Origin of the sequence: Paenibacillus sp. 4624 (assembly GCF_050435065.1) — a bacterium.
GTDB classification, from domain to species: domain Bacteria; phylum Bacillota; class Bacilli; order Paenibacillales; family Paenibacillaceae; genus Paenibacillus; species Paenibacillus amylolyticus_D.
The window spans coordinates 78,808-96,951 of the sequence record NZ_JBNDJR010000003.1; the positions used below are offsets into that span (position 1 = coordinate 78,808).

Here is an 18,144-nt window from a genome sequence, read left to right on the forward strand (position 1 = left end):
TGGAGAGGAGGGGAGAGTTATTGACGAAGCGCTCGTAATTGAACAAATCCGTCAAGGGGATGCATCCCAAATGCGTGTTCTGATCGACAAATACAGCCAGCATGTCTATCATGTTGCGTATTCTGTCTTACGTAACGATCAGGATGCACAGGATGCCGCCCAGGAGGCGTTCATTCAGATTTATAAATCTCTCCCCGACTACCGATCCGAAGGGTTCAAGACGTGGATCACACGAATTGCTTTTCATAAGGCTATTGATGCCAAACGCAAGCTGGGCAGAAGGAGTGCTGAAGATCTAGGCGGAGATGAAATGGTAGTGAACCTGCCCGCACGGGATGAAGACGTTTTAGCCCGTGTTATTCGTGAAGAACGGCAGGAGAAACTTCGTGAACGGATTAATCAGCTACCTGCCCAGCACCGGGAAATTATTACCGCTTATTATCTGAGCGAGAAAAATTATGAGCAAATTGCCCAGGAAGCTCAGGTGGCTGTAAAAACGGTAGAATCAAGGTTATACCGGGCTAGACAATGGATTCGAAGTCATTGGAAGGAGGAAGAGTGGCGTGAGTAAAAAAGAGATGTATACCATTCAGCAATGGACGGATTATATTGAAGGTCGAATAAGTGGTAATCAAGCGATTCTGATGGAGCAGTTTCTTATAAATGAACCAGACGCAATGGAAAGTTATCTTGAAGCTTTAGACTTAAAGCAAAACTATCCTGTGTTACCGAATTCCGTTGATTTTACTAATTCCGTAATGAATCGAATTGAGAGTATAGCGTCCAATGGCAAGATACGACATTCTCGTGGAGAACGAACCCGCCGATGGTTTGAACATAGAGTATTTCACTACGCCGTAGCTGCCTGTTTAACATTGGTTTTTCTATCTTCCGGACTATTTGACAAGGTAGCCCCTTATCATAAATTTCAAGAAGGTGACACTGCAGGCTCATTTACTGAGAAATGGACCGAGGCAGCTACCTCATGGCTGGATAATTTCAAACCCAAACCTTGATTGGTTTCACATGGCCTGAATAGAAAGGATGACGACTGTGTATTCAGATCGTAATAAATTACTTGCATTTTTATTAAACCTGTTTCCTGGGCTCGGGTTCCTCTATTGGCGGCGAACGGCCCGAGCTGTAGTTTACCCGTTATTATTTTTTGGAACGGGCATTGGTTTTGTCATGCTGGCCTATTTGGCCGGAGATAAGGATTTATTAGTCTTTGGGTTATTAGGTGTGATCTTTGTCTGGTGCCTCAGTATGCTGGATATGATTATTGTGTTACTCTCTGCACCGTCAGCCCGAGAAATGTATTACAGCGGACAAGGCATGTACTATGGTCATCCTTCTGGACATCCTCAAGGTTCTATCGGTCCAGAGGATTACGTTAGAGAGCAAGAACCAATGGGACCGGGAGGTAAGGATGAGATTCATCATCAAGGCGCTGAGACTCAGCATGAATATGCTGGATATTCCGGATATCCCGGCAACACAGCTTATGCTGGGCAACAGCCCATGTACCGAAAGGGAAGTGAAGGAGAACGTTTTTTCACGATTCTGCTTTCGTTTGTTCCTGGTCTTGGGCATCTGCATCTCGGATTACTTCACCGGGGCTTGTCCTTTTTGATCGCATTTTTTGGTTCATTTGCCATGATGGTTTTTGTATCAGCCATCACAAACGAATCTATATTTTTGATGTTTTTGCTCATTCTTCCTGTAATCTGGGTATACTGTATGTTTGATGCGGTCCAGCATGTACATCGCAAGCAGGCTGGTGAAGTGTTGCAGGATCGAACATTATTTGAAGAGCTGGAGACAGGCCGAATTATGGGCAAGCGCAGCAAAGTCTTGGCCACACTGCTCTCCGCTTTTCCGGGTGCTGGGCATCTGTATCTCGGATTGCAAAAAAGAGGGATGCAGCTGATGTTTCTTTTCCTTGGCAGCATCTATATTCTGGACCTTCTTCGCTTATCCGTGTTCCTGTTTATGATTCCGCTCATATGGTTCTACAGTTTCTTTGACGGACTTCAATGCTCCAGTCGATATGGACGTGAGCCGCTTAGCGATCAGCCAGTCTTTAAAGACTGGGTTCGACATCAGCGTTTTATCGGAATGGGGATCGCGGCCCTTGGTTTGTACTATTTAACGATTCGCCTGATTATTCCGCAATTAAACGAGATGTTTCCGAATGTATTCCTGACGTATGAGATCCGTTCGTATTTGAATACGGTTATCGTTTCCTTTTTGCTCATATTCGGTGGGTTAAAATTGTTATTTGGAAAACAGCGTGAGTCAACTTCTGGGGCATCGATTTCCAGTGCAAGTCGCACGAAGGATGATGAATTGGAGAGTCTCTTTTTATTCAAGGATCGAGATAATCGATAATCCGTTTACAATAAACGGTATAAAAGAAAACACACCAGGGCTGATCCCAAGCCGCTGGTGTGTTTTGTTAATAATCTATTTTTGTGCGCCTTTCAGCAAAAGCTGACGGTACATCACTTCGAACAAAAATTCAAAAGCTTCCAGATGACGTTTGGCCTCAAAAGCATCCTTACCCCAAGCATAGATGCCATGGTTGCGGAGCAAAATTCCTGGAACACTGGCATCCAGTGCACCCGGTACCAATTCGGCGATGGAAGGAATATGTGCGAAGTTGGGCAGAACCGGCACACGAATGGCTGCATTCTCTTCCCAAATGTTAAAGGCTTTGATCAATTCAATGCCTTGAATCGGCACATGGCCTTCGTCACCAAAAAATTCGCTGATCAAGTTGTTAAACACCGTATGCACATGGAATACCGCGCCGCAGCCGGTTAAACGATAGATTTCACAGTGAATCAACGTTTCGGCGCTTGGCTTCATCGTAGTCGCTTCGATCGCTTTGCCTTCCTTATCAACAAAAAGGAAATCTTCCGGCGTACGCAGAGACTTGTCTTTGCCTGAGGCGGTCACCGCAAAATAAAATTGTTCCGGGTCGAATTCACCTACCCGCATCGACAGATTGCCGCTTGTGCCGGGAAACCAGTTCCGGCTTGCGAATAAAGCTTTGACATCCGCCAGTTCCTCCAGAACCTGACGTTTATGTTCCAGTGTAATCTTTTCAAAACCCATGTCTATAGCACTCCTTGTGATTGCTTCTGCTTCATATCATCAATGATGTCATAAAAGGTCGTAAACGGCACATGATCTACACCAAGTTCTACACATTTATCTGTCAGAATGGAGCGGGAGTAGACCAGGTCCGCGATTTTAGCGCCTTCGAAGTCTGTTAGACTGTCTCCGATTAGAATCCGGTTATACTGTTCTTCTGGAAACGTACGAATGACGGTCGTTTTGCACATCCCGCAGCCGTTGTTGCAAGGAGGCTGGCAAGGATGCGGCCATTCAATGCGGATGTATTCACCGGAGAAATCTGCACCGTTACAGTAAACATGATCCTGCGGAATGTCGAAGGGGGCGAGTAACGGCTCAATAAAAAAGTCCATGCCACCGCTTGTCACATTAAATTCGATGTTTTCGCTTCCAACATATTCCAGAAACGCTTGGAATCCTTCGCGGATGCCCGCTTGTCCAAGGACATATTCAACAATCTCATCTTTTTGCGAGGAAGGTAGAAGAGCAAACATCGCTCCCACTCCTTCGCGCAGAGATACTTTTTGTTCAATCGTGTCTTTCATGACGTCATCGATGCCTTCTGGTTTGAAGTGTTTCATAATGGCTACAATGTTGTCCGAGAGTGTAATGGTTCCATCAAAATCACAGAAAATCGCTGTTTTCTTATCAGATCTCATCGTTCTCCACCCCACAGATCCAGTGCGCTTTTCAGCTCCGGGTGATCGGCAGCATACTCGGCCAGTGGAATGGAGCGCCCAGCGGCTTCAATGGCTTGCAGGAACGCACGTCCACCTGCTTCGGTTCCCATGGGATGTCCGTGAATCCCGCCCCCGGCATTGACGATCACATCCTTGCCGAAGTCTCTCAGAATCATCGGAACAAGTCCTGGATGAATTCCTGCTGAAGGCACTGGCATGCTTGTTCTTACAGGCAGATCGGTTGTGAGCAATTGCTCAGTGATCGCCATATTTTCTTCCTTCGGCATCGTAACCGAGCCATAAGGTGAAGGGAAGAGCACCAGGTCAGCACCGGCGAGACGCATCAACTGTCCCAATACAACAGACGCAGAAATACCGTAATGCGGTGATGGATATAAGGCACCGGCAAGTGCCGGGTGAGCCATGATCGGCACGTTAATGTCAGGATCACTGCTTAGTTCATGCAACACATCATAACCATAGGACAGCACATTGAAGAGCAACGCATTGGCTCCTGCGCCGATGGCACGTTCAGCCTGTTGTTTCAAACGGGACGTAGGTCCCGTCAAATTAGTGGCGTAAAGAAGTTTTTTGCCTGTTTCTTGGCGAGCCTGTTCGGCAGCCTTCATGCAGACCTCAACTCTTTTTTCAATCGGTGTAAGCTTGTTCTCAAACAGGATTTCGTCGTCCTTGATCAAATCCACGCCCCCAAGAGCCTGACGGATAAACTGCTCCCGCAGTTCTTCAGCATTAAGTCCAATAACCGATTTGAAAATACTCATCAGCAAAGGACGATCTTGAACTCCAAGCAGATCACGCACACCCCTCAGTCCAAACTTCGGTCCCGGGAAAGCGCGCAGGAAGTTATCTGAAAATCCGAGATGGTTCAGTTTGATGCGCCCGTCCATCGAGATTTTACCAAAAACGGTGACAAGCAAAGCGGGGATATCTTGACTAAAGTTAATATCCGGATATCCAATGGTGATATCTGCATAACGTTCTCCGGGTGCTAACCCTTCAGCTTCGTGAACTTCTACCTTGATAACTTCACCCAGATGTTTTTGCATGGCTTCCCGCTGCGCCTGAGGCAGCTCCGTCCAACTGCCCACGGTCATACCTACGGCAATCGATTGAGCTTTTTTGTGAAAATCGGCATGATCATCATGCAGACGATATGTGGCAGTACACATGTTATTCATGTTTTAAATCTCCTTCCAACGCAGCTCCCATCTCGCGAGAGCGTTCTGCACAGCGGCCCACGGCTGCAATGACATTTTCAAAGAAGTCTCCTTCATCCAGCGTCTTCAGGGCTGCTTGCGTTGCACCTCCAGGTGAGGTTACATCACTGCGCAGTTTCATCGGTTCCATACCCGTCTGCTGCACCATCCGTGCTGCGCCAAGCACCGTCTGAACGGTCAGATCACGAGACTGTTGACCAGACAAGCCGCCGCGGATTCCAGCTGCAATCATGGCTTCCATTAGATAGTATACATAAGCAGGTCCGCTGCCGGAAATACCCGTGAGCACTTCGAGTTTGTCTTCTGGCACAATGGTTACGATCCCTACAGCTTCGAAAAGCGTCATGACGGTACTACGCTGTTCATCGGTAATCTCCGCAGAGAAAGCAAGTCCAGTGGCACCAAGTCCAATCGTGCTGGAGGTGTTAGGCATCGTTCTTGCAATCGGCTGTTTACGGCCAAGCAGGCTCTGCATCGTACGAATCGATAGTCCAGCTATAACGGATACGATCAGCTGGTTTGGCGACAACAGGGGTCCTAGTTCACGCAACGCCGCAGCGGCATCTTTGGGTTTCATACACAGCACAATCACAGGGGAAGAGGAAAGGATATCCAGTGATTGTGAGGCCGTTCCGGTATGCACGGCATAACGGGTACTCAGTTCCTCCTGACGTTTCAAGTTGCTGCGATTCAGCATCGTAATATCCTGAGGACGAACGACAAGGCGGGAAATGAGCCCACGCACGATGGCTTCAGCCATCGCACCTGCTCCGTGGAAAGTTATCTTTTGTTGTAGTAGTGTCTGTTGCTCTTGGCTCATGTATATCGTTCCTCCTATATAACTGGTTGCTCAAAAATTATTGGCGAATCTGACCATTGCCTGTAATCCGGTATTTACTTGACGTCAGTGCAGGCAGCCCCATTGGGCCCCGTGCATGCAACTTCTGTGTACTGATTCCAATCTCGGCACCGTATCCGAATTCGAATCCGTCCGTGAAACGAGTGGAAGCATTATGATAGACAGCCGCCGCATCGACTTCTTGCATAAACCGTTCTGCATGCGCGGCATCACGGGTCACAATGCATTCGGAATGCTTCGTCCCATAGTGTGCAATATGCTGCAGGGCTTCATCCAGATTTTCCACAACGCGGATGTTTAAAATATAATCGTTATACTCTGTTGCGTAATCTTCCTCTGTGGCATGGGCCGCTGTCGGAACAAGGCGACGTACCGTTTCACAGCCTTTCAGAACAACGCTGGCTTCACGGAAGCGCTCAGCCAGCGTTGGCAGATGCTTTTCTGCATAGTTCGCATGGAGCAGCAAGGTTTCCATGGAGTTACATACCGAGGGGCGCTGTGCTTTCGCATTGATAGCAATGTCGGTCGCCATGGATTCGTCTGCTGATTCATCCACATAGGTATGACAGATGCCAGCACCCGTCTCAATGACCGGTACGGTTGCATTCGCCACGACTGTACGAATCAGTGAAGCACCACCGCGCGGAATAATAACATCCACCAGGCCGTTCAGCTTGAGCATTTCGTCAACGGAAGCACGGTCTGCGTCTTCTACCAACTGAAGTGCATCTGCAGGCATTGCCGTAGTCGCCAGCGCTTGATGCAGCACCTCAACAATTTTTCGATTGGAGGAGAGAGCAGAAGAGCCGCCGCGCAGGAGAACAGCGTTGCCTGTTTTGAGACAAAGGCCAGCAGCGTCAACCGTTACGTTAGGACGAGCTTCATAAATAATGCCAATCAGGCCAATCGGAACTCTTGATTTTTCGATGTGCAGGCCATTCGGGCGTGTAAAAGTTTCGAGCACTTCGCCCACAGGATCGGGTAATTCCGCGATCTGACGCAACCCTTCGGCGATGCCTGTGATCCGCTCTTTATTCAGTGCCAGTCGATCCAGCATGGATTCAGGAGTACCTTGTTCTCTGCCGCGATCCAGATCTTCCACATTCGCAGTAATGATAGCATCCGCCGAAGCAATCAAGGCGTCAGCCATCGTGCGCAGTGCAGCGTTCTTCTGCTCCGTACTCAGCCAGTTTAATTGTGTGACGACAGCTTTGGCTTTACTTGCTTTATCTCGAACTTCACTCATTTTAAATTCCTCCTTAAGTTCAGCTATTATTTTAAGGTGATCCATTCATCACGATGAATCACTTCAAGCCTATGGATGCTGTTCAGCTGTTTCATGACCTCGCCGCTTGGCAGTCCCGCGATCTGACGAAGCTGATCATCATCGTAATTGACGATGCCACGTCCCAGCAACGACTCATCGGGGCCAAGCACTTCGACTACATCGCCCGCATGAAATGTTCCCAGAACACGCTTCACGCCTACAGGAAGCAAGCTGTGACCGCCGTGAACGAGTGCTTCCTCAGCACCATGATCAACAACCACCGTCCCAAGCGGAGTGGACATGAAGCCAAGCCACTGTTTTTTGCGAGAGAGTGAGGCCAGCTTGGTCTCAAAATAAGTTCCTTTTCCGATTCCATCCAAAGCGAGTTGCATGTCACCAGGTTCTTTCACACTGCCTACAAAAACAGGAACACCTCCGCGTGTAGCGACTTTGGCCGCATCCACCTTGGAGCGCATACCGCCTGTGCCTACAGCTGATCCCGAACCGCCGGCATATGCATATATTTCAGCTGTGATTTCAGGAATACGGTCGTATCGCTTCGCGGCAGGGTCTTTACGTGGATCAGCGGTGTACAATCCATTCGTATCTGTGACGATGATCAGATGCTGTGCCTTGACCAGATTGGCAACCAGCGCAGACAACAGATCGTTATCACCGAATTTCAATTCGTCGACAGATACGGTATCATTTTCGTTGAAAATCGGAATGACGCCTTGCTTTAGCAGTTCCTCTACAGTCATACCAGCATTTCCCATGCGCTTACGGCTGTGGAAGTCGGTACGGGTCAGTAATATTTGCGCTGTAGTAACGCGGTGCGCCGCAAAAGCCTGTTGATATGCCTGCATTAGCAAAGCCTGCCCAACCGCCGCTGCCGCTTGTTTCTCATGCAGCTGTTTGGGACGCTGAGGGTACCCGATCTCCCGAAATCCGGCAGCAACGGCACCAGAAGTGACGAGTAAAACTTCGTGGCCCTGAGCAGCAAGCGAGGCCATTTCATCTGCGAAAAAGGATATCGCTTGGCGATCCAAGCCGCCTTCTTCGGTGGTTAATGAGCTGCTTCCGATTTTAACGACAATACGTGAAGTCATGATTTCACTTCCTTAAACATAATTAATCAGTGATTGCGAAGCAGGCTGCTTAGGTACAAAAAAAACTCTCGTCCTTTGGTTAAAAAAGGACGAAAGTTCGTTACTTCCGCGGTACCACCTTTATTGATGATCATCATCAGATCATCCGGCTCATGCCCTGTAACAGAAGGCACTGTCCTGTACATAACAGGCCGCTCAGGGGTAGGTTTCGGAGAGAAGCCACGGTAAATTCTTGCAGCCAGATGGAATTTACTCTCTGTGCGCAGCTGATCCTCTCTTACTGGTCCCGTCATCACGTTTCGTTCACTATTTCTTATAACATACCATGGAAAGTTGGCATATGCAAAGAGATTGTAACCTTGTTCAGCTTTAACTTATTTGAAAAGATGAAGCTTGCCAATTCGCTCCGCCGCCTCACGCAGTCGTTGCTCATCACTCAGAAGACCTATGCGTACATAACCTTCCCCGTGGGAGCCGAAACCGATACCAGGCGCGACAGCAACCTTCGCTTCTCGTAACAGAAGTTCGGCCAAACCAGAGGATGTATATCCTTCCGGCACAGGCAACCATCCAAAAAATGAACCTTCCGGCTTGCACGCTTGCCAACCGATCGCGGAAAGCGCTTCGTAAAATGCATCACGACGAGATTCATATCGTGCAACCAGTGAAGTGACACAGTCCTGCGGGCCTGTCAGAGCTTCCGCAGCGGCAGCTTGGATACCGCCAAACAGACTCACATAGATATGATCCTGCAGCAGATTGATTTTGGAGATGATCTCTGCATTCCCCAGCGCAAATCCGACACGCCATCCCGCCATATTATATGTTTTGGAGAGGGTATAGAACTCGATGCCTACCTCTTTGGCTCCTGGAGCTTGCAAAAAGCTGACAGGACGGCGACCGTCATATCCAATCGCACCATATGCAAAATCACTGGCAACGACAATCTGATTCTGAATCGCAAATTCAACAGTATCCTCATAAAAGGATAGCGGAGCCGTGGCCGAGGTTGGATTGTTGGGATAGTTCAGGAACATAAGCTTGGCCTTTTGCCGATCATCGGCGGGTATCGCTTCATAGTCGGGTAGAAATGCATTTGATTTCAAAAGAGGCATGAAGCTCATACGCGCCTGCGCGAGAGCCACGCCTGACCAATAATCAGGATACCCCGGATCGGGAACCAGACATACATCCCCGGGATTCAATAAGACTTGAGGTAATTGAACCAGTCCGGTTTTGCCACCAAAAAGAATAGCGACTTCGGTCTCGGGATCAAGATCAACGTTGTAATCTTCTTTGTAACGCTGGGCAACGGCTTCCTTCAGGAAGGCATACCCGCGAAACGGAGAGTATTTATGATAAAGCGGATTTTCAGCCGATTGCTGTAAAGATTGAACAATATGCGGTGGTGTAGGGGTGTCAGGATTACCCTGTCCCAGATTGATAACATCATGACCACTTGCAATCTCGCGGTTCACATTTTGAACAAGGGTTGCAAAAAATTGCGTTGGTAGCTTTGACATCACATTCGCTGACGGGATGGGGAAAACAGAAGAAGGTTTATTTTCAGTATTAGTCATCGGTTTTATCACTCCGGATGTTCATTTATGGCAAAACGTTCTCATTAATTTATCACGTCAATCCCGAGCTGTATAGAGGGAGATGGGAGTAAGGAAGAACATTTTTGTACAAAAGGGAAATGAAGAATTCAAGTTTATCCATTGAGATCAGAAAAACGATGGGTTAAGATATTTTACGATAATGATAATCAATATCATTTAAGTTCGAATCTTGAGAACACATCAAACAGGGGGAGAAATAGAGATGCAAAACAAAGTCCAAAAGAAATTCCAAAAGAAATTCAGAAGTACGGCCCTTTTATTGACAGTCACGGCATTGTCTGTCCTTTTACTCGCATGTGGGAACGAGGCATCAACATCAGAAACAACTTCAACAAATCAGGGTACTGAGCTGACTAATCAGGCAAATAAAAATACAGATACAGACCAACAGACTACGGCCGACGAAGGGGACGTGGGACAGACAAGGCAGTTCAAGGATTGGACAGGCCATACCGTGACCGTGCCTGCCACTCCTCAACGTGTGATCTATCATGGAGAGGTTACCGGTGATCTGGTTGCTTTGGGCGTTAACCCGGTAGGCATACTTCGGCAGGAGGGCATGGTGTTTGACAAGCAGGTAGCGGATGCGGAAGATGTAGGATTTCCGTTTAGTGTGGAGAAAGCAGTTGGACTGAATCCCGATCTGATTATTTTCTCGAATAGCGATGAGGCACAATATGATCAAATCTCAAAGATCGCACCTACAGTAACCTTTGATTCATTTGCAACATTAGAGGAGCGCATGAGAACGCTAGGCGATCTCTTAAACAAAAAGCAAGAGGCAGAGGACTGGATTACAGCGAATAAAACCGCAACAGAGGAAATGTGGAAAAAGCTTCGTGAACAAGGTCTAAAAGAAGGAGAGACAGCATCGGTGTTTACGATGTATCCGGGAAATCGCCTTTTTGTGATGGCTGGAGCCGGGTTACCTCAGTTGTTATACGGAAAAGATGGGATGAAGCCAACACCTGAGATCCAGAAGCTGTTGAATGAGGAAATGGGATTTGCCGAGATTTCAACGGAAAAAATGACAGAAATTGCGGGGGATCGAATATTTATCCTTGAACCTGTAACGGAAGATGCCAAGCAGTCCAGCAAGGAATTAATGGACAGTCCTGTATGGAAAAACCTGCCGGCAGTTAAAGCTGGTAAGGTGTATCATTTTGATATCGTCAAAGCCTCGGGCGATGCGATGTCCAGAGAATGGTTGTTGAAAGAGCTGCCCGAACAGATCATTCAATGATGAAGTTCAATGGAATCTCACAATCTAATCACCAACAAAAGAAATCTTAAAATTTCAGGAACTCCATTGTAATGTTCAAATAAAATAAGATTCCCAAAAGCGATCAACTTTTGTTGAGCGCTTTTTTGATACTAAGTATCTCTAAGGAGCTCATTGCAAAATGATCTAGATATAAGATTAGTACTAGACTATAATAAGTTTCACAGAGTTTTTAGTGATAATGATTCTCAGTAGTGCTAGGAGATAGATTGACATGAAAACGTTGGGTGTGAATCAAGATGAGTTATTTTTTTCGGCATTCATGTTTCGGCTGCATCATCTGGAGCAACGAATAGAACCATCTAATCAAATCATGCTGGAAGCGCAGTGTGATAAACATGCATTTTTAATCTGTGAAGAAGGCGAAGGGCACTTGTATATCGGCCAGGAGCATTGGCCTTTTACTGCGGGCTGCATCTATCCGATTTCCCCAGGCGAAGCATACCAGCTTGAACACAGAAATTCAAACCATTTGACTTATACGGTTATGACATATGATGCCTTTCAGGTATTGCCCGGCCATCTCAAGTGGTATTCACCGCCTTTATTCCAGCAACGTGCTCAGTTCAACGATGCTACATATGAGCCTGTGAGCGGAGAGTTAGTCGAATTGTTTGCCTCCCGGAATTATAAAAATGATGCGGAGTATTGTCATCTGAACGTGCGGTTTCAGCGATGGATGGAACGGATTATAACCCGTTATACCTCAAAAGGTACTGATACAAATTCGGAGTCCGGGTTAATCCGGACTATTCAGTATATTGATGAGTGTTACAGAGATGAAATCACGGTACATAAGCTTGCAAATATGGCTGGTGTTCGCCCTAAACTATACACGACAATGTTCAAGAAACGCACCGGGCTGAAACCGCTCGATTACATCAATCATGTTCGAATTCAGCATGCCAAAGAGTGGTTACGCAAGACAGATGAGCCTTTACGTGATATTGCGAGCCGTGTCGGATTCAAAGATGAATATTATTTTAGCAGACGTTTTCGCCAGATCACCGGACTATCTCCTCGCCAGTATGGAAGATCTATCCAACAGCAGACGCTCGTACAGGACTGGTTAGGACACGATGTACGTATTCCCGCAAATCCAGAGCGAGTGATCTATTATGGGGATACTGCAGGGGATTTGCGAGTATTAGGTATCCATTTCATAGAGGATGAGAGTTATAATGCAGGCACTCCGATCAATGTTGAAAAGACGATTCGTTTGAAGCCGGATCTGATCATCATAGATAGCGAAGATGAGTATCTGTATGAGCAATTATCGCGCATTGCACCTACGCTAGCTTATAACTCGCATGCGTCTCTTCATGAACGTTTGACTAGAGTGGGGGAATGGTTTGGGAGAAAGAAACAAGCTGAGCGGTGGCTAAGTTCGTATGAAGAACGTACATTGCAGATGTGGGAAAAGCTTGGCAAATTGATTGATCTAGGTGAAACAGCCTCAGTACTCACATACCATCGGGGAGCTCGCTTGTTTGTGATGGGAAATATCGGACTTGCGCCATTATTATATCACCCGTTTGGTTTTAGGCCTGTTCATAAAGTGCAGGAAGCTCTTGCAGCAGGCAGAGCGTACAAGGAGATTTCGGCTGATGCTGTTCAAGAATATGCTGGAGATCATCTGTTCCTCATGTTGCCTCAGGAGCCAAATGCACGAAAGGCGACAGAGAAGCTGATACGAAGTCCAGCTTGGAGAGCTCTTACGGCTGTAGAACAAGGACGTGTGTATCCTTTGGAAGAACTGGCCTGGAATTCAGGTGATGCACAGATATGTGACCAGTTGCTGGAGAGGTTACCTGAACTGTTAGTTAGTAATCTGAGTTAATACGGTTGCGAATTTTCCAGGGATCAAGCTATGATATCAAGTATTACAGTTCGGAGGAGTGTTGGGTCATGACTGATCAACAAGGGGAAATGCGGGTTGTTTTGATTCAAGGGGATATTAAACTGGGAGATCCGGAAGCTAACCATCAACATATGCAGAGGCTGCTCGAACGTGCAGTGGAGCAATATCCGGATGTAAAGCTGGCCGTGCTTCCCGAAATGTGGAATACCGGATATGCTTTGCCGCAAATTCATGAACTTGCTGACCCGGAAGGGAAGACGTCAAGAGAATGGCTGTCTGCTTTTGCGAAAAAACATCGTATTTCGATCGTCGGCGGTTCTATCGCGGAGAAGCGTGACGGACAGATATACAATACGATGTATGCCTATAATGAGGAAGGTACCGAAGTATCACGTTATGATAAACTTCATTTGTTTCGTCTGATGGATGAAGAAAAATATTTGGAGCCGGGTGCACAGCCTGAAATGTTTGAACTCGGCAACGGTCTGACTGCGGGGGCATCGATCTGTTATGATATTCGGTTTCCAGAATTAGCTCGAACCCTCGCTCTGAATGGTGCACGTGCATTAATTGTGCCTGCTGAATGGCCTCATCCGCGTCTGCATCACTGGCGTACATTATTGACTGCTCGGGCTATCGAGAACCAGATGTATGTTATTGCATGTAACCGCGTCGGCAAAGGAGGAGATACTGAATTTTTTGGTCACTCCATGATCATCGATCCGTGGGGAGAGATTGTCGCCGAAGGTGGAGAAGGAGAAGAATTCGTATCTGGAGTGATCCGCCCTGCCTTGGTTGATGAAGTCCGCGGACGCATTCCTGTGTTTGAGGATCGCAGACCAAGCATTTATTTTAGCGGGAAATAGTTTTCTCAAAAAAAAATGGCATATGCTGTTTATCGCTCCAGGAGGCGGGTAATAATAACTATCCCGTCACCAAGGAGGATGATCAATCAATGGACAACCATGTGAAAGATACGCTCAGGAGACTGGAACAAGGCAACAGAAGGGTAGATCATTTAAGAGCATTCTTAGAGAATGGGACAGGAGGCTTATCACCCCCTGAGAATTCGCAGGAAGATAGCCGTGCCATGGATCAACAGAACAGGCTGACAAGTGATCGCAATCTGCGAAGGTAAGGTTTAGAGAGTTGCTTGCGCAGAGTAGATGAAGGTTACGCAATATGATGATTTTGAGATATGCTGGAAAAGGCCGTGATTATATATGCAATCTGGTTACACAAACATGTTAAGCAGTATAACAGTAAAATGAAAGTTAATACGTGAATAATGAGTGTCCAATTGCCATAATTCAATGAATTAACAAGCAACATTGTACTGTAACAAAAGATGCTGCAATGTTTTACAGGTTAGCCATTCTGGTTGTGCTGTAAACAATTAAAGCTGTCCTGTAGTCATCAGACTATCTGGACAGCTTTTTTGGCATGAGCTTATGGATGCTCTCATACGCTAGCGACTGTTAAAGACAAAACATAAAATCTACGAACCTGTTGCGATATCGGTTTAATCTGTTTTGGAAAGCTCCGCAACGGTTTGTTGAAAAGTCTGTATAAAAGCTTCGGCTGCCTTGGATAGGACTCGCCCTTGACGATAAGCGACGACAAGCGTACGACTTGGTGTTGGATCAGCAAGTGGAACATACACAGGCACGAACTCACTACGAGGCGCACGGGCGATAAAGCGGGGAACCAAGGTTATACCCATACCCGTTGCCACCAGTGATTGAAGTGTTTCAATGTTGGTGCTCTCAAATACCACCTGCGGGTCAAAACCCGCCTGTTCGCATAGGTCAAAAGTCAGCTTGCGGAAGCCCTGTCCTTTTTTTAATACAACAAAAGGTTCATCCCGAAGCTCATCAATCCGCACAGGTTGCAGATGGCCCGGGGCTCCCCGATGAGCCAAGTGGTGGTTCGGCGGTACAGCCAGATCTATACGTTCCTCGCCAATCGTGACATATGACAAGCTGGACTCCTGCAAAGGTAGAGAGAGCAGGCTGAGGTCAGCCTTGCCGCTGGCTGTTAATTTTTCAAGTGTAATTCCGGAATCTTCTAATAAAGTTACTTCGATGTCGGGGTAAGCTTGTTGAAAGGCTGGAAGCACATGCGGCAGCAGATGAGAACCGGTAATCGGCATGCTACCTACAACAACCTTTCCTTTGCGAAGCTGCGAGATATCCGACATTTCCTGACGAAGCAGCTCCATGGCATCCACAATCTTTTGGGCCTGCTCAACAAAAGTAACTCCCGCGTGTGTCAGCTCAACTGTGCTGGTATTCCGTTGAAAAAGCAATACGCCAAGTTCCTTCTCAAGTTTGGACAGTTGCTGACTGAGTGAAGGCTGGGCAATATGTAATTTTTCTGCAGCTCTTGAGAAGTTCCGTTCAGCAGCAATCTGCAGTGTATATTGAAGTTGTCTGAATTCCATAATGATACGTCATTCCTTTCATCGATGTCGTTATTATAACATTAAAGCGCAAGGGTTCGTTATTCTTGTCAGGGAAGCATGGCCCTGACAAGAATTCAAAAAGAGAAAATTAAAGCATTGACAGAGCCAAGACATGCACGTAGTATAAGCTGTATATGATAATGATAATTGTTATCAATTGAAACCTCTGTATACTACAGTGGTTTATTGCTGTTTGTCTTATTATAGGTTAAACCTATTACATCTATAGATATTATATCTTGGAACAATGAAGGACGGGGTGATATATTTATGTCATTCAAGAGCTTCACTTTTACACGAACATGCACGAAGCTCTTCCAAGGACCGAACTTATGATGAGGTGAAAATGATGAGTAAAAAAACGATGTTTGAGAAAATTTGGGAAAACCACGTAATTCATCAGGAAGAAGGAAAACCAAGCATTCTGTATATTGATCTGCATCTGGTGCACGAAGTAACATCCCCGCAAGCATTTGAAGGACTTCGCCTGAGCGGTCGTAAAGTTCGCCGTCCAGAGCTGACATTTGCAACAATGGATCACAACGTGCCAACGAAGGATCGTTTCAACATTACAGATCCGATCTCCAAACAGCAAATTGATACACTGTCTCAGAACTGCCGAGATTTCGGAGTGAAATTATACGATCTGGATACGATTGATCAAGGGGTAGTACACGTTATGGGTCCTGAACTGGGCTTGACTCACCCAGGTAAAACGATTGTATGCGGCGACAGCCACACATCTACTCACGGGGCATTTGGCGCACTTGCATTTGGTATCGGAACAAGTGAAGTGGAACACGTTATGGCAACACAATGTTTGCAACAAGCAAAAGCAAAAACGATGGAAGTTCGTTTTGTCGGCAAACGTAACCCGGGTGTTACGGCTAAAGACATGATCCTTGCGGTCATTGCCAAGTACGGCACAGACTTTGCAACAGGTTATGTTATCGAGTATACAGGCGAATCCATCCGTGAACTGAGCATGGAAGAGCGTATGACCGTATGTAACATGTCCATTGAAGGTGGAGCAAGAGCGGGTATGATCGCACCGGATGAAACAACATTTGAATATCTGCGTGGACGTGAGTACGTACCTGCAGGTGCGAAGTTTGACGAAGCTGTTGCAGCATGGAAAGAACTTGTGACCGATGAAGGTGCCGAGTTTGACCGTGTCGTTGAAATCGATGTAGAAACATTGATTCCGCAAGTTACCTGGGGTACAAGTCCAGGAATGGGAACGGACATTTCTTCGAAGGTTCCTGTACCAGCAGAACTGCCTACTGAAAATGAACGCAAAGCTGCTGAAAAAGCACTTGAATATATGGGTCTTACGCCAGGGACTCCAATCTCCGAAATTCCGGTTGATTATGTGTTTATCGGTTCCTGCACGAACGGACGGATTGAGGATCTGCGTGCAGCGGCGAAAGTTGCCAAAGGTCACACGGTTTCCAGCAATGTTACAGCGATTGTTGTACCAGGCTCTGGACGTGTTAAAATTCAGGCGGAAAAAGAAGGTTTGGACAAAATTTTCACAGAAGCCGGTTTTGAATGGCGTGACGCAGGATGCAGCATGTGCCTCGCGATGAATCCGGACGTACTGCAACCAGGACAACGCTGTGCATCTACTTCCAACCGTAACTTTGAAGGACGTCAAGGTCGCGGCGGACGTACGCATCTGGTTTCACCAGCAATGGCAGCAGCGGCAGCGGTTAAAGGTCATTTTGTAGACGTACGTGACTGGAATTTCAAAACAGAAGCAGCGATCTAATCGATAATCGTCAGAAGGGAGAACGGAATATATGGAAGCATTTAAAACACTGCAAGGCATCGTGGCACCGGTAGACCGGGTCAATGTTGATACAGACGCAATTATCCCGAAACAATTTTTGAAGCGGATTGAACGCACCGGATTTGGACAATTTTTGTTCTACGAATGGCGTTTTGATGAAGAGGGAAACAACAATCCTTCCTTCGAGATGAACAAACCGCGTTATGAAGGAGCATCAATTCTGATTTCTCGTGCTAACTTTGGTTGCGGCTCTTCCCGTGAGCATGCACCATGGGCGATTATGGACTATGGATTCCGCTGTGTCATTGCACCATCTTTTGCGGATATCTTCTATAACAACTGTTTCAAAAACGGAATTTTGCCAATCAAACTGTCCGAAGAGCAGGTAGAAGACTTGTTCCAGCGTACAGCAAACCATGAAAATTATGAGATGAATGTGAATCTGGAGAACAAAACCATTACAGATGCACACGGATTGCATATCGATTTTGATCTGGATGAACACCGTCGTCAATTCCTTCTGCAAGGACTGGATGACATCGGTCTGACACTTCAACATGATGATGCGATTGCCGCTTATGAAGAGCGTCACGCAGCTAAACTTTTTGGCTAAAAGAGTGATTATACACCAGGCCTCCATCTGGACAAGGAATGTTCGCGTTCCTTTGATCAGACGGAGGCTTTTTGATTTGTTATTTTCCGACTAAATATGACAACGTTGTAACCGGATCGCTAGACAAAATCTGATAGACTGGATAGTAGATTATGGAAGGGTACATAACGTAATAAAGGCAGAGAATCAGGCCTCAAATCTATATAATTTGAACGA

The 18,144-nt window shown here is 46.6% G+C and carries 18 protein-coding genes; 9 read left to right on the plus strand and 9 right to left on the minus strand.

What is annotated here, in order from left to right:
• Positions 1-70: 70 nt before the first annotated feature.
• Genes ABIE27_RS08105 through ABIE27_RS08115 form a run of 3 tightly spaced genes read left to right on the plus strand, consistent with a single transcriptional unit; the run spans position 71 to position 2,391 of the window.
• Positions 71-571 carry an RNA polymerase sigma factor gene (locus ABIE27_RS08105; RefSeq protein ID WP_123066056.1) on the plus strand — a complete coding sequence of 167 codons (501 nt, stop codon included), beginning with the start codon at positions 71-73 and terminating at the stop codon, positions 569-571.
• Entirely contained in the window at positions 564-1,016 is a 453-nt protein-coding gene (locus ABIE27_RS08110) for a hypothetical protein (protein WP_123066057.1), read from the plus strand. The genes ABIE27_RS08105 and ABIE27_RS08110 overlap by 8 nt, the downstream gene beginning before the upstream one ends.
• A 28-nt stretch (positions 1,017-1,044) precedes the next feature.
• The gene (locus ABIE27_RS08115; protein WP_123066058.1) at positions 1,045-2,391 is read left to right on the plus strand and encodes a multi-tm2 domain protein; all 1,347 of its coding nucleotides are present in this window, start codon (positions 1,045-1,047) and stop codon (positions 2,389-2,391) included.
• A 75-nt stretch (positions 2,392-2,466) separates the two neighbouring features.
• Here the strand turns inward: ABIE27_RS08115 and ABIE27_RS08120 are convergent, their stop codons facing one another.
• From ABIE27_RS08120 to ABIE27_RS08155, 8 genes are all read right to left on the minus strand, one after another.
• Positions 2,467-3,120 carry a methylthioribulose 1-phosphate dehydratase gene (locus ABIE27_RS08120; RefSeq protein WP_123066059.1) on the minus strand — a complete coding sequence of 218 codons (654 nt, stop codon included), beginning with the start codon at positions 3,118-3,120 and terminating at the stop codon, positions 2,467-2,469.
• A gap of 2 nt (positions 3,121-3,122) precedes the next feature.
• Positions 3,123-3,800, minus strand: a complete 678-nt coding sequence (locus ABIE27_RS08125; protein ID WP_429350288.1) for a 2-hydroxy-3-keto-5-methylthiopentenyl-1-phosphate phosphatase — start codon at positions 3,798-3,800, stop codon at positions 3,123-3,125.
• Positions 3,797-5,020, minus strand: a complete 1,224-nt coding sequence (locus tag ABIE27_RS08130; protein ID WP_192895139.1) for a 2,3-diketo-5-methylthiopentyl-1-phosphate enolase — start codon at positions 5,018-5,020, stop codon at positions 3,797-3,799. Before ABIE27_RS08130 ends, ABIE27_RS08125 begins: the two co-directional genes overlap by 4 nt.
• Positions 5,013-5,879 (minus strand): pyrroline-5-carboxylate reductase, encoded by an 867-nt coding sequence (gene proC / locus ABIE27_RS08135; protein WP_192895140.1) that lies wholly within the window; start codon positions 5,877-5,879, stop codon positions 5,013-5,015. The genes ABIE27_RS08130 and proC overlap by 8 nt, the downstream gene beginning before the upstream one ends.
• 37 nt (positions 5,880-5,916) lie before the next feature.
• Positions 5,917-7,164 carry a glutamate-5-semialdehyde dehydrogenase gene (locus tag ABIE27_RS08140; RefSeq protein ID WP_429350289.1) on the minus strand — a complete coding sequence of 416 codons (1,248 nt, stop codon included), beginning with the start codon at positions 7,162-7,164 and terminating at the stop codon, positions 5,917-5,919.
• Positions 7,165-7,190: 26 nt separating this feature from the next.
• Positions 7,191-8,294 carry a glutamate 5-kinase gene (proB, locus tag ABIE27_RS08145; protein ID WP_123066063.1) on the minus strand — a complete coding sequence of 368 codons (1,104 nt, stop codon included), beginning with the start codon at positions 8,292-8,294 and terminating at the stop codon, positions 7,191-7,193.
• A 26-nt stretch (positions 8,295-8,320) separates the two neighbouring features.
• Positions 8,321-8,587, minus strand: coding sequence for a hypothetical protein (locus ABIE27_RS08150; RefSeq protein WP_123066064.1), 267 nt, complete (start codon positions 8,585-8,587; stop codon positions 8,321-8,323).
• Positions 8,588-8,668: 81 nt separating this feature from the next.
• On the minus strand, positions 8,669-9,874 hold the full coding sequence (locus tag ABIE27_RS08155; RefSeq protein WP_429350290.1) for a pyridoxal phosphate-dependent aminotransferase: 1,206 nt from the start codon (positions 9,872-9,874) through the stop codon (positions 8,669-8,671).
• Positions 9,875-10,118: 244 nt separating this feature from the next.
• Between ABIE27_RS08155 and ABIE27_RS08160 the strand changes: the two genes are divergently transcribed.
• From ABIE27_RS08160 to ABIE27_RS08175, 4 genes are all read left to right on the plus strand, one after another.
• Positions 10,119-11,159 (plus strand): ABC transporter substrate-binding protein, encoded by a 1,041-nt coding sequence (locus ABIE27_RS08160; RefSeq protein WP_429350291.1) that lies wholly within the window; start codon positions 10,119-10,121, stop codon positions 11,157-11,159.
• Between the two features lie 253 nt (positions 11,160-11,412).
• Positions 11,413-13,038 carry an ABC transporter substrate-binding protein gene (locus ABIE27_RS08165; protein WP_429350292.1) on the plus strand — a complete coding sequence of 542 codons (1,626 nt, stop codon included), beginning with the start codon at positions 11,413-11,415 and terminating at the stop codon, positions 13,036-13,038.
• Positions 13,039-13,106: 68 nt separating this feature from the next.
• Complete coding sequence (locus ABIE27_RS08170; protein ID WP_123066068.1) at positions 13,107-13,925, plus strand: carbon-nitrogen family hydrolase; 819 nt, start codon at positions 13,107-13,109, stop codon at positions 13,923-13,925.
• Positions 13,926-14,014: 89 nt separating this feature from the next.
• Complete coding sequence (locus ABIE27_RS08175; protein ID WP_123066069.1) at positions 14,015-14,197, plus strand: hypothetical protein; 183 nt, start codon at positions 14,015-14,017, stop codon at positions 14,195-14,197.
• Positions 14,198-14,581: 384 nt separating this feature from the next.
• On the opposite strand, the gene ABIE27_RS08180 is transcribed toward ABIE27_RS08175, so the two are convergent.
• Positions 14,582-15,502: a LysR family transcriptional regulator gene (locus tag ABIE27_RS08180; protein ID WP_123066070.1), complete on the minus strand. Its 921-nt coding sequence runs from the start codon at positions 15,500-15,502 to the stop codon at positions 14,582-14,584.
• A 370-nt stretch (positions 15,503-15,872) separates the two neighbouring features.
• On the opposite strand from ABIE27_RS08180, the gene leuC reads away from it, so the two are divergent.
• Together leuC and leuD are read left to right on the plus strand one after the other, a co-directional pair.
• Complete coding sequence (gene leuC, locus ABIE27_RS08185; RefSeq protein ID WP_123066071.1) at positions 15,873-17,294, plus strand: 3-isopropylmalate dehydratase large subunit; 1,422 nt, start codon at positions 15,873-15,875, stop codon at positions 17,292-17,294.
• Between the two features lie 31 nt (positions 17,295-17,325).
• On the plus strand, positions 17,326-17,928 hold the full coding sequence (gene leuD / locus ABIE27_RS08190) for a 3-isopropylmalate dehydratase small subunit (protein ID WP_123066072.1): 603 nt from the start codon (positions 17,326-17,328) through the stop codon (positions 17,926-17,928).
• Positions 17,929-18,144 lie beyond the last annotated feature (216 nt).

Coding starts and splice junctions, on each gene's coding strand:
- ABIE27_RS08105 (WP_123066056.1), top strand. CDS start 71: ATGCGTGTTCTGATCGACAAATACAGCCAGCATGTCTATCATGTTGCG.
- ABIE27_RS08115 (WP_123066058.1), top strand. CDS start 1,045: ATGACGACTGTGTATTCAGATCGTAATAAATTACTTGCATTTTTATTA.
- ABIE27_RS08120 (WP_123066059.1), bottom strand. CDS start 3,120: ATGGGTTTTGAAAAGATTACACTGGAACATAAACGTCAGGTTCTGGAG.
- ABIE27_RS08125 (WP_429350288.1), bottom strand. CDS start 3,800: ATGAGATCTGATAAGAAAACAGCGATTTTCTGTGATTTTGATGGAACC.
- ABIE27_RS08130 (WP_192895139.1), bottom strand. CDS start 5,020: ATGAATAACATGTGTACTGCCACATATCGTCTGCATGATGATCATGCC.
- proC (WP_192895140.1), bottom strand. CDS start 5,879: ATGAGCCAAGAGCAACAGACACTACTACAACAAAAGATAACTTTCCAC.
- ABIE27_RS08140 (WP_429350289.1), bottom strand. CDS start 7,164: ATGAGTGAAGTTCGAGATAAAGCAAGTAAAGCCAAAGCTGTCGTCACA.
- proB (WP_123066063.1), bottom strand. CDS start 8,294: ATGACTTCACGTATTGTCGTTAAAATCGGAAGCAGCTCATTAACCACC.
- ABIE27_RS08150 (WP_123066064.1), bottom strand. CDS start 8,587: ATGACGGGACCAGTAAGAGAGGATCAGCTGCGCACAGAGAGTAAATTC.
- ABIE27_RS08155 (WP_429350290.1), bottom strand. CDS start 9,874: ATGACTAATACTGAAAATAAACCTTCTTCTGTTTTCCCCATCCCGTCA.
- ABIE27_RS08160 (WP_429350291.1), top strand. CDS start 10,119: ATGCAAAACAAAGTCCAAAAGAAATTCCAAAAGAAATTCAGAAGTACG.
- ABIE27_RS08165 (WP_429350292.1), top strand. CDS start 11,413: ATGAAAACGTTGGGTGTGAATCAAGATGAGTTATTTTTTTCGGCATTC.
- ABIE27_RS08170 (WP_123066068.1), top strand. CDS start 13,107: ATGACTGATCAACAAGGGGAAATGCGGGTTGTTTTGATTCAAGGGGAT.
- ABIE27_RS08175 (WP_123066069.1), top strand. CDS start 14,015: ATGGACAACCATGTGAAAGATACGCTCAGGAGACTGGAACAAGGCAAC.
- ABIE27_RS08180 (WP_123066070.1), bottom strand. CDS start 15,502: ATGGAATTCAGACAACTTCAATATACACTGCAGATTGCTGCTGAACGG.
- leuC (WP_123066071.1), top strand. CDS start 15,873: ATGAGTAAAAAAACGATGTTTGAGAAAATTTGGGAAAACCACGTAATT.
- leuD (WP_123066072.1), top strand. CDS start 17,326: ATGGAAGCATTTAAAACACTGCAAGGCATCGTGGCACCGGTAGACCGG.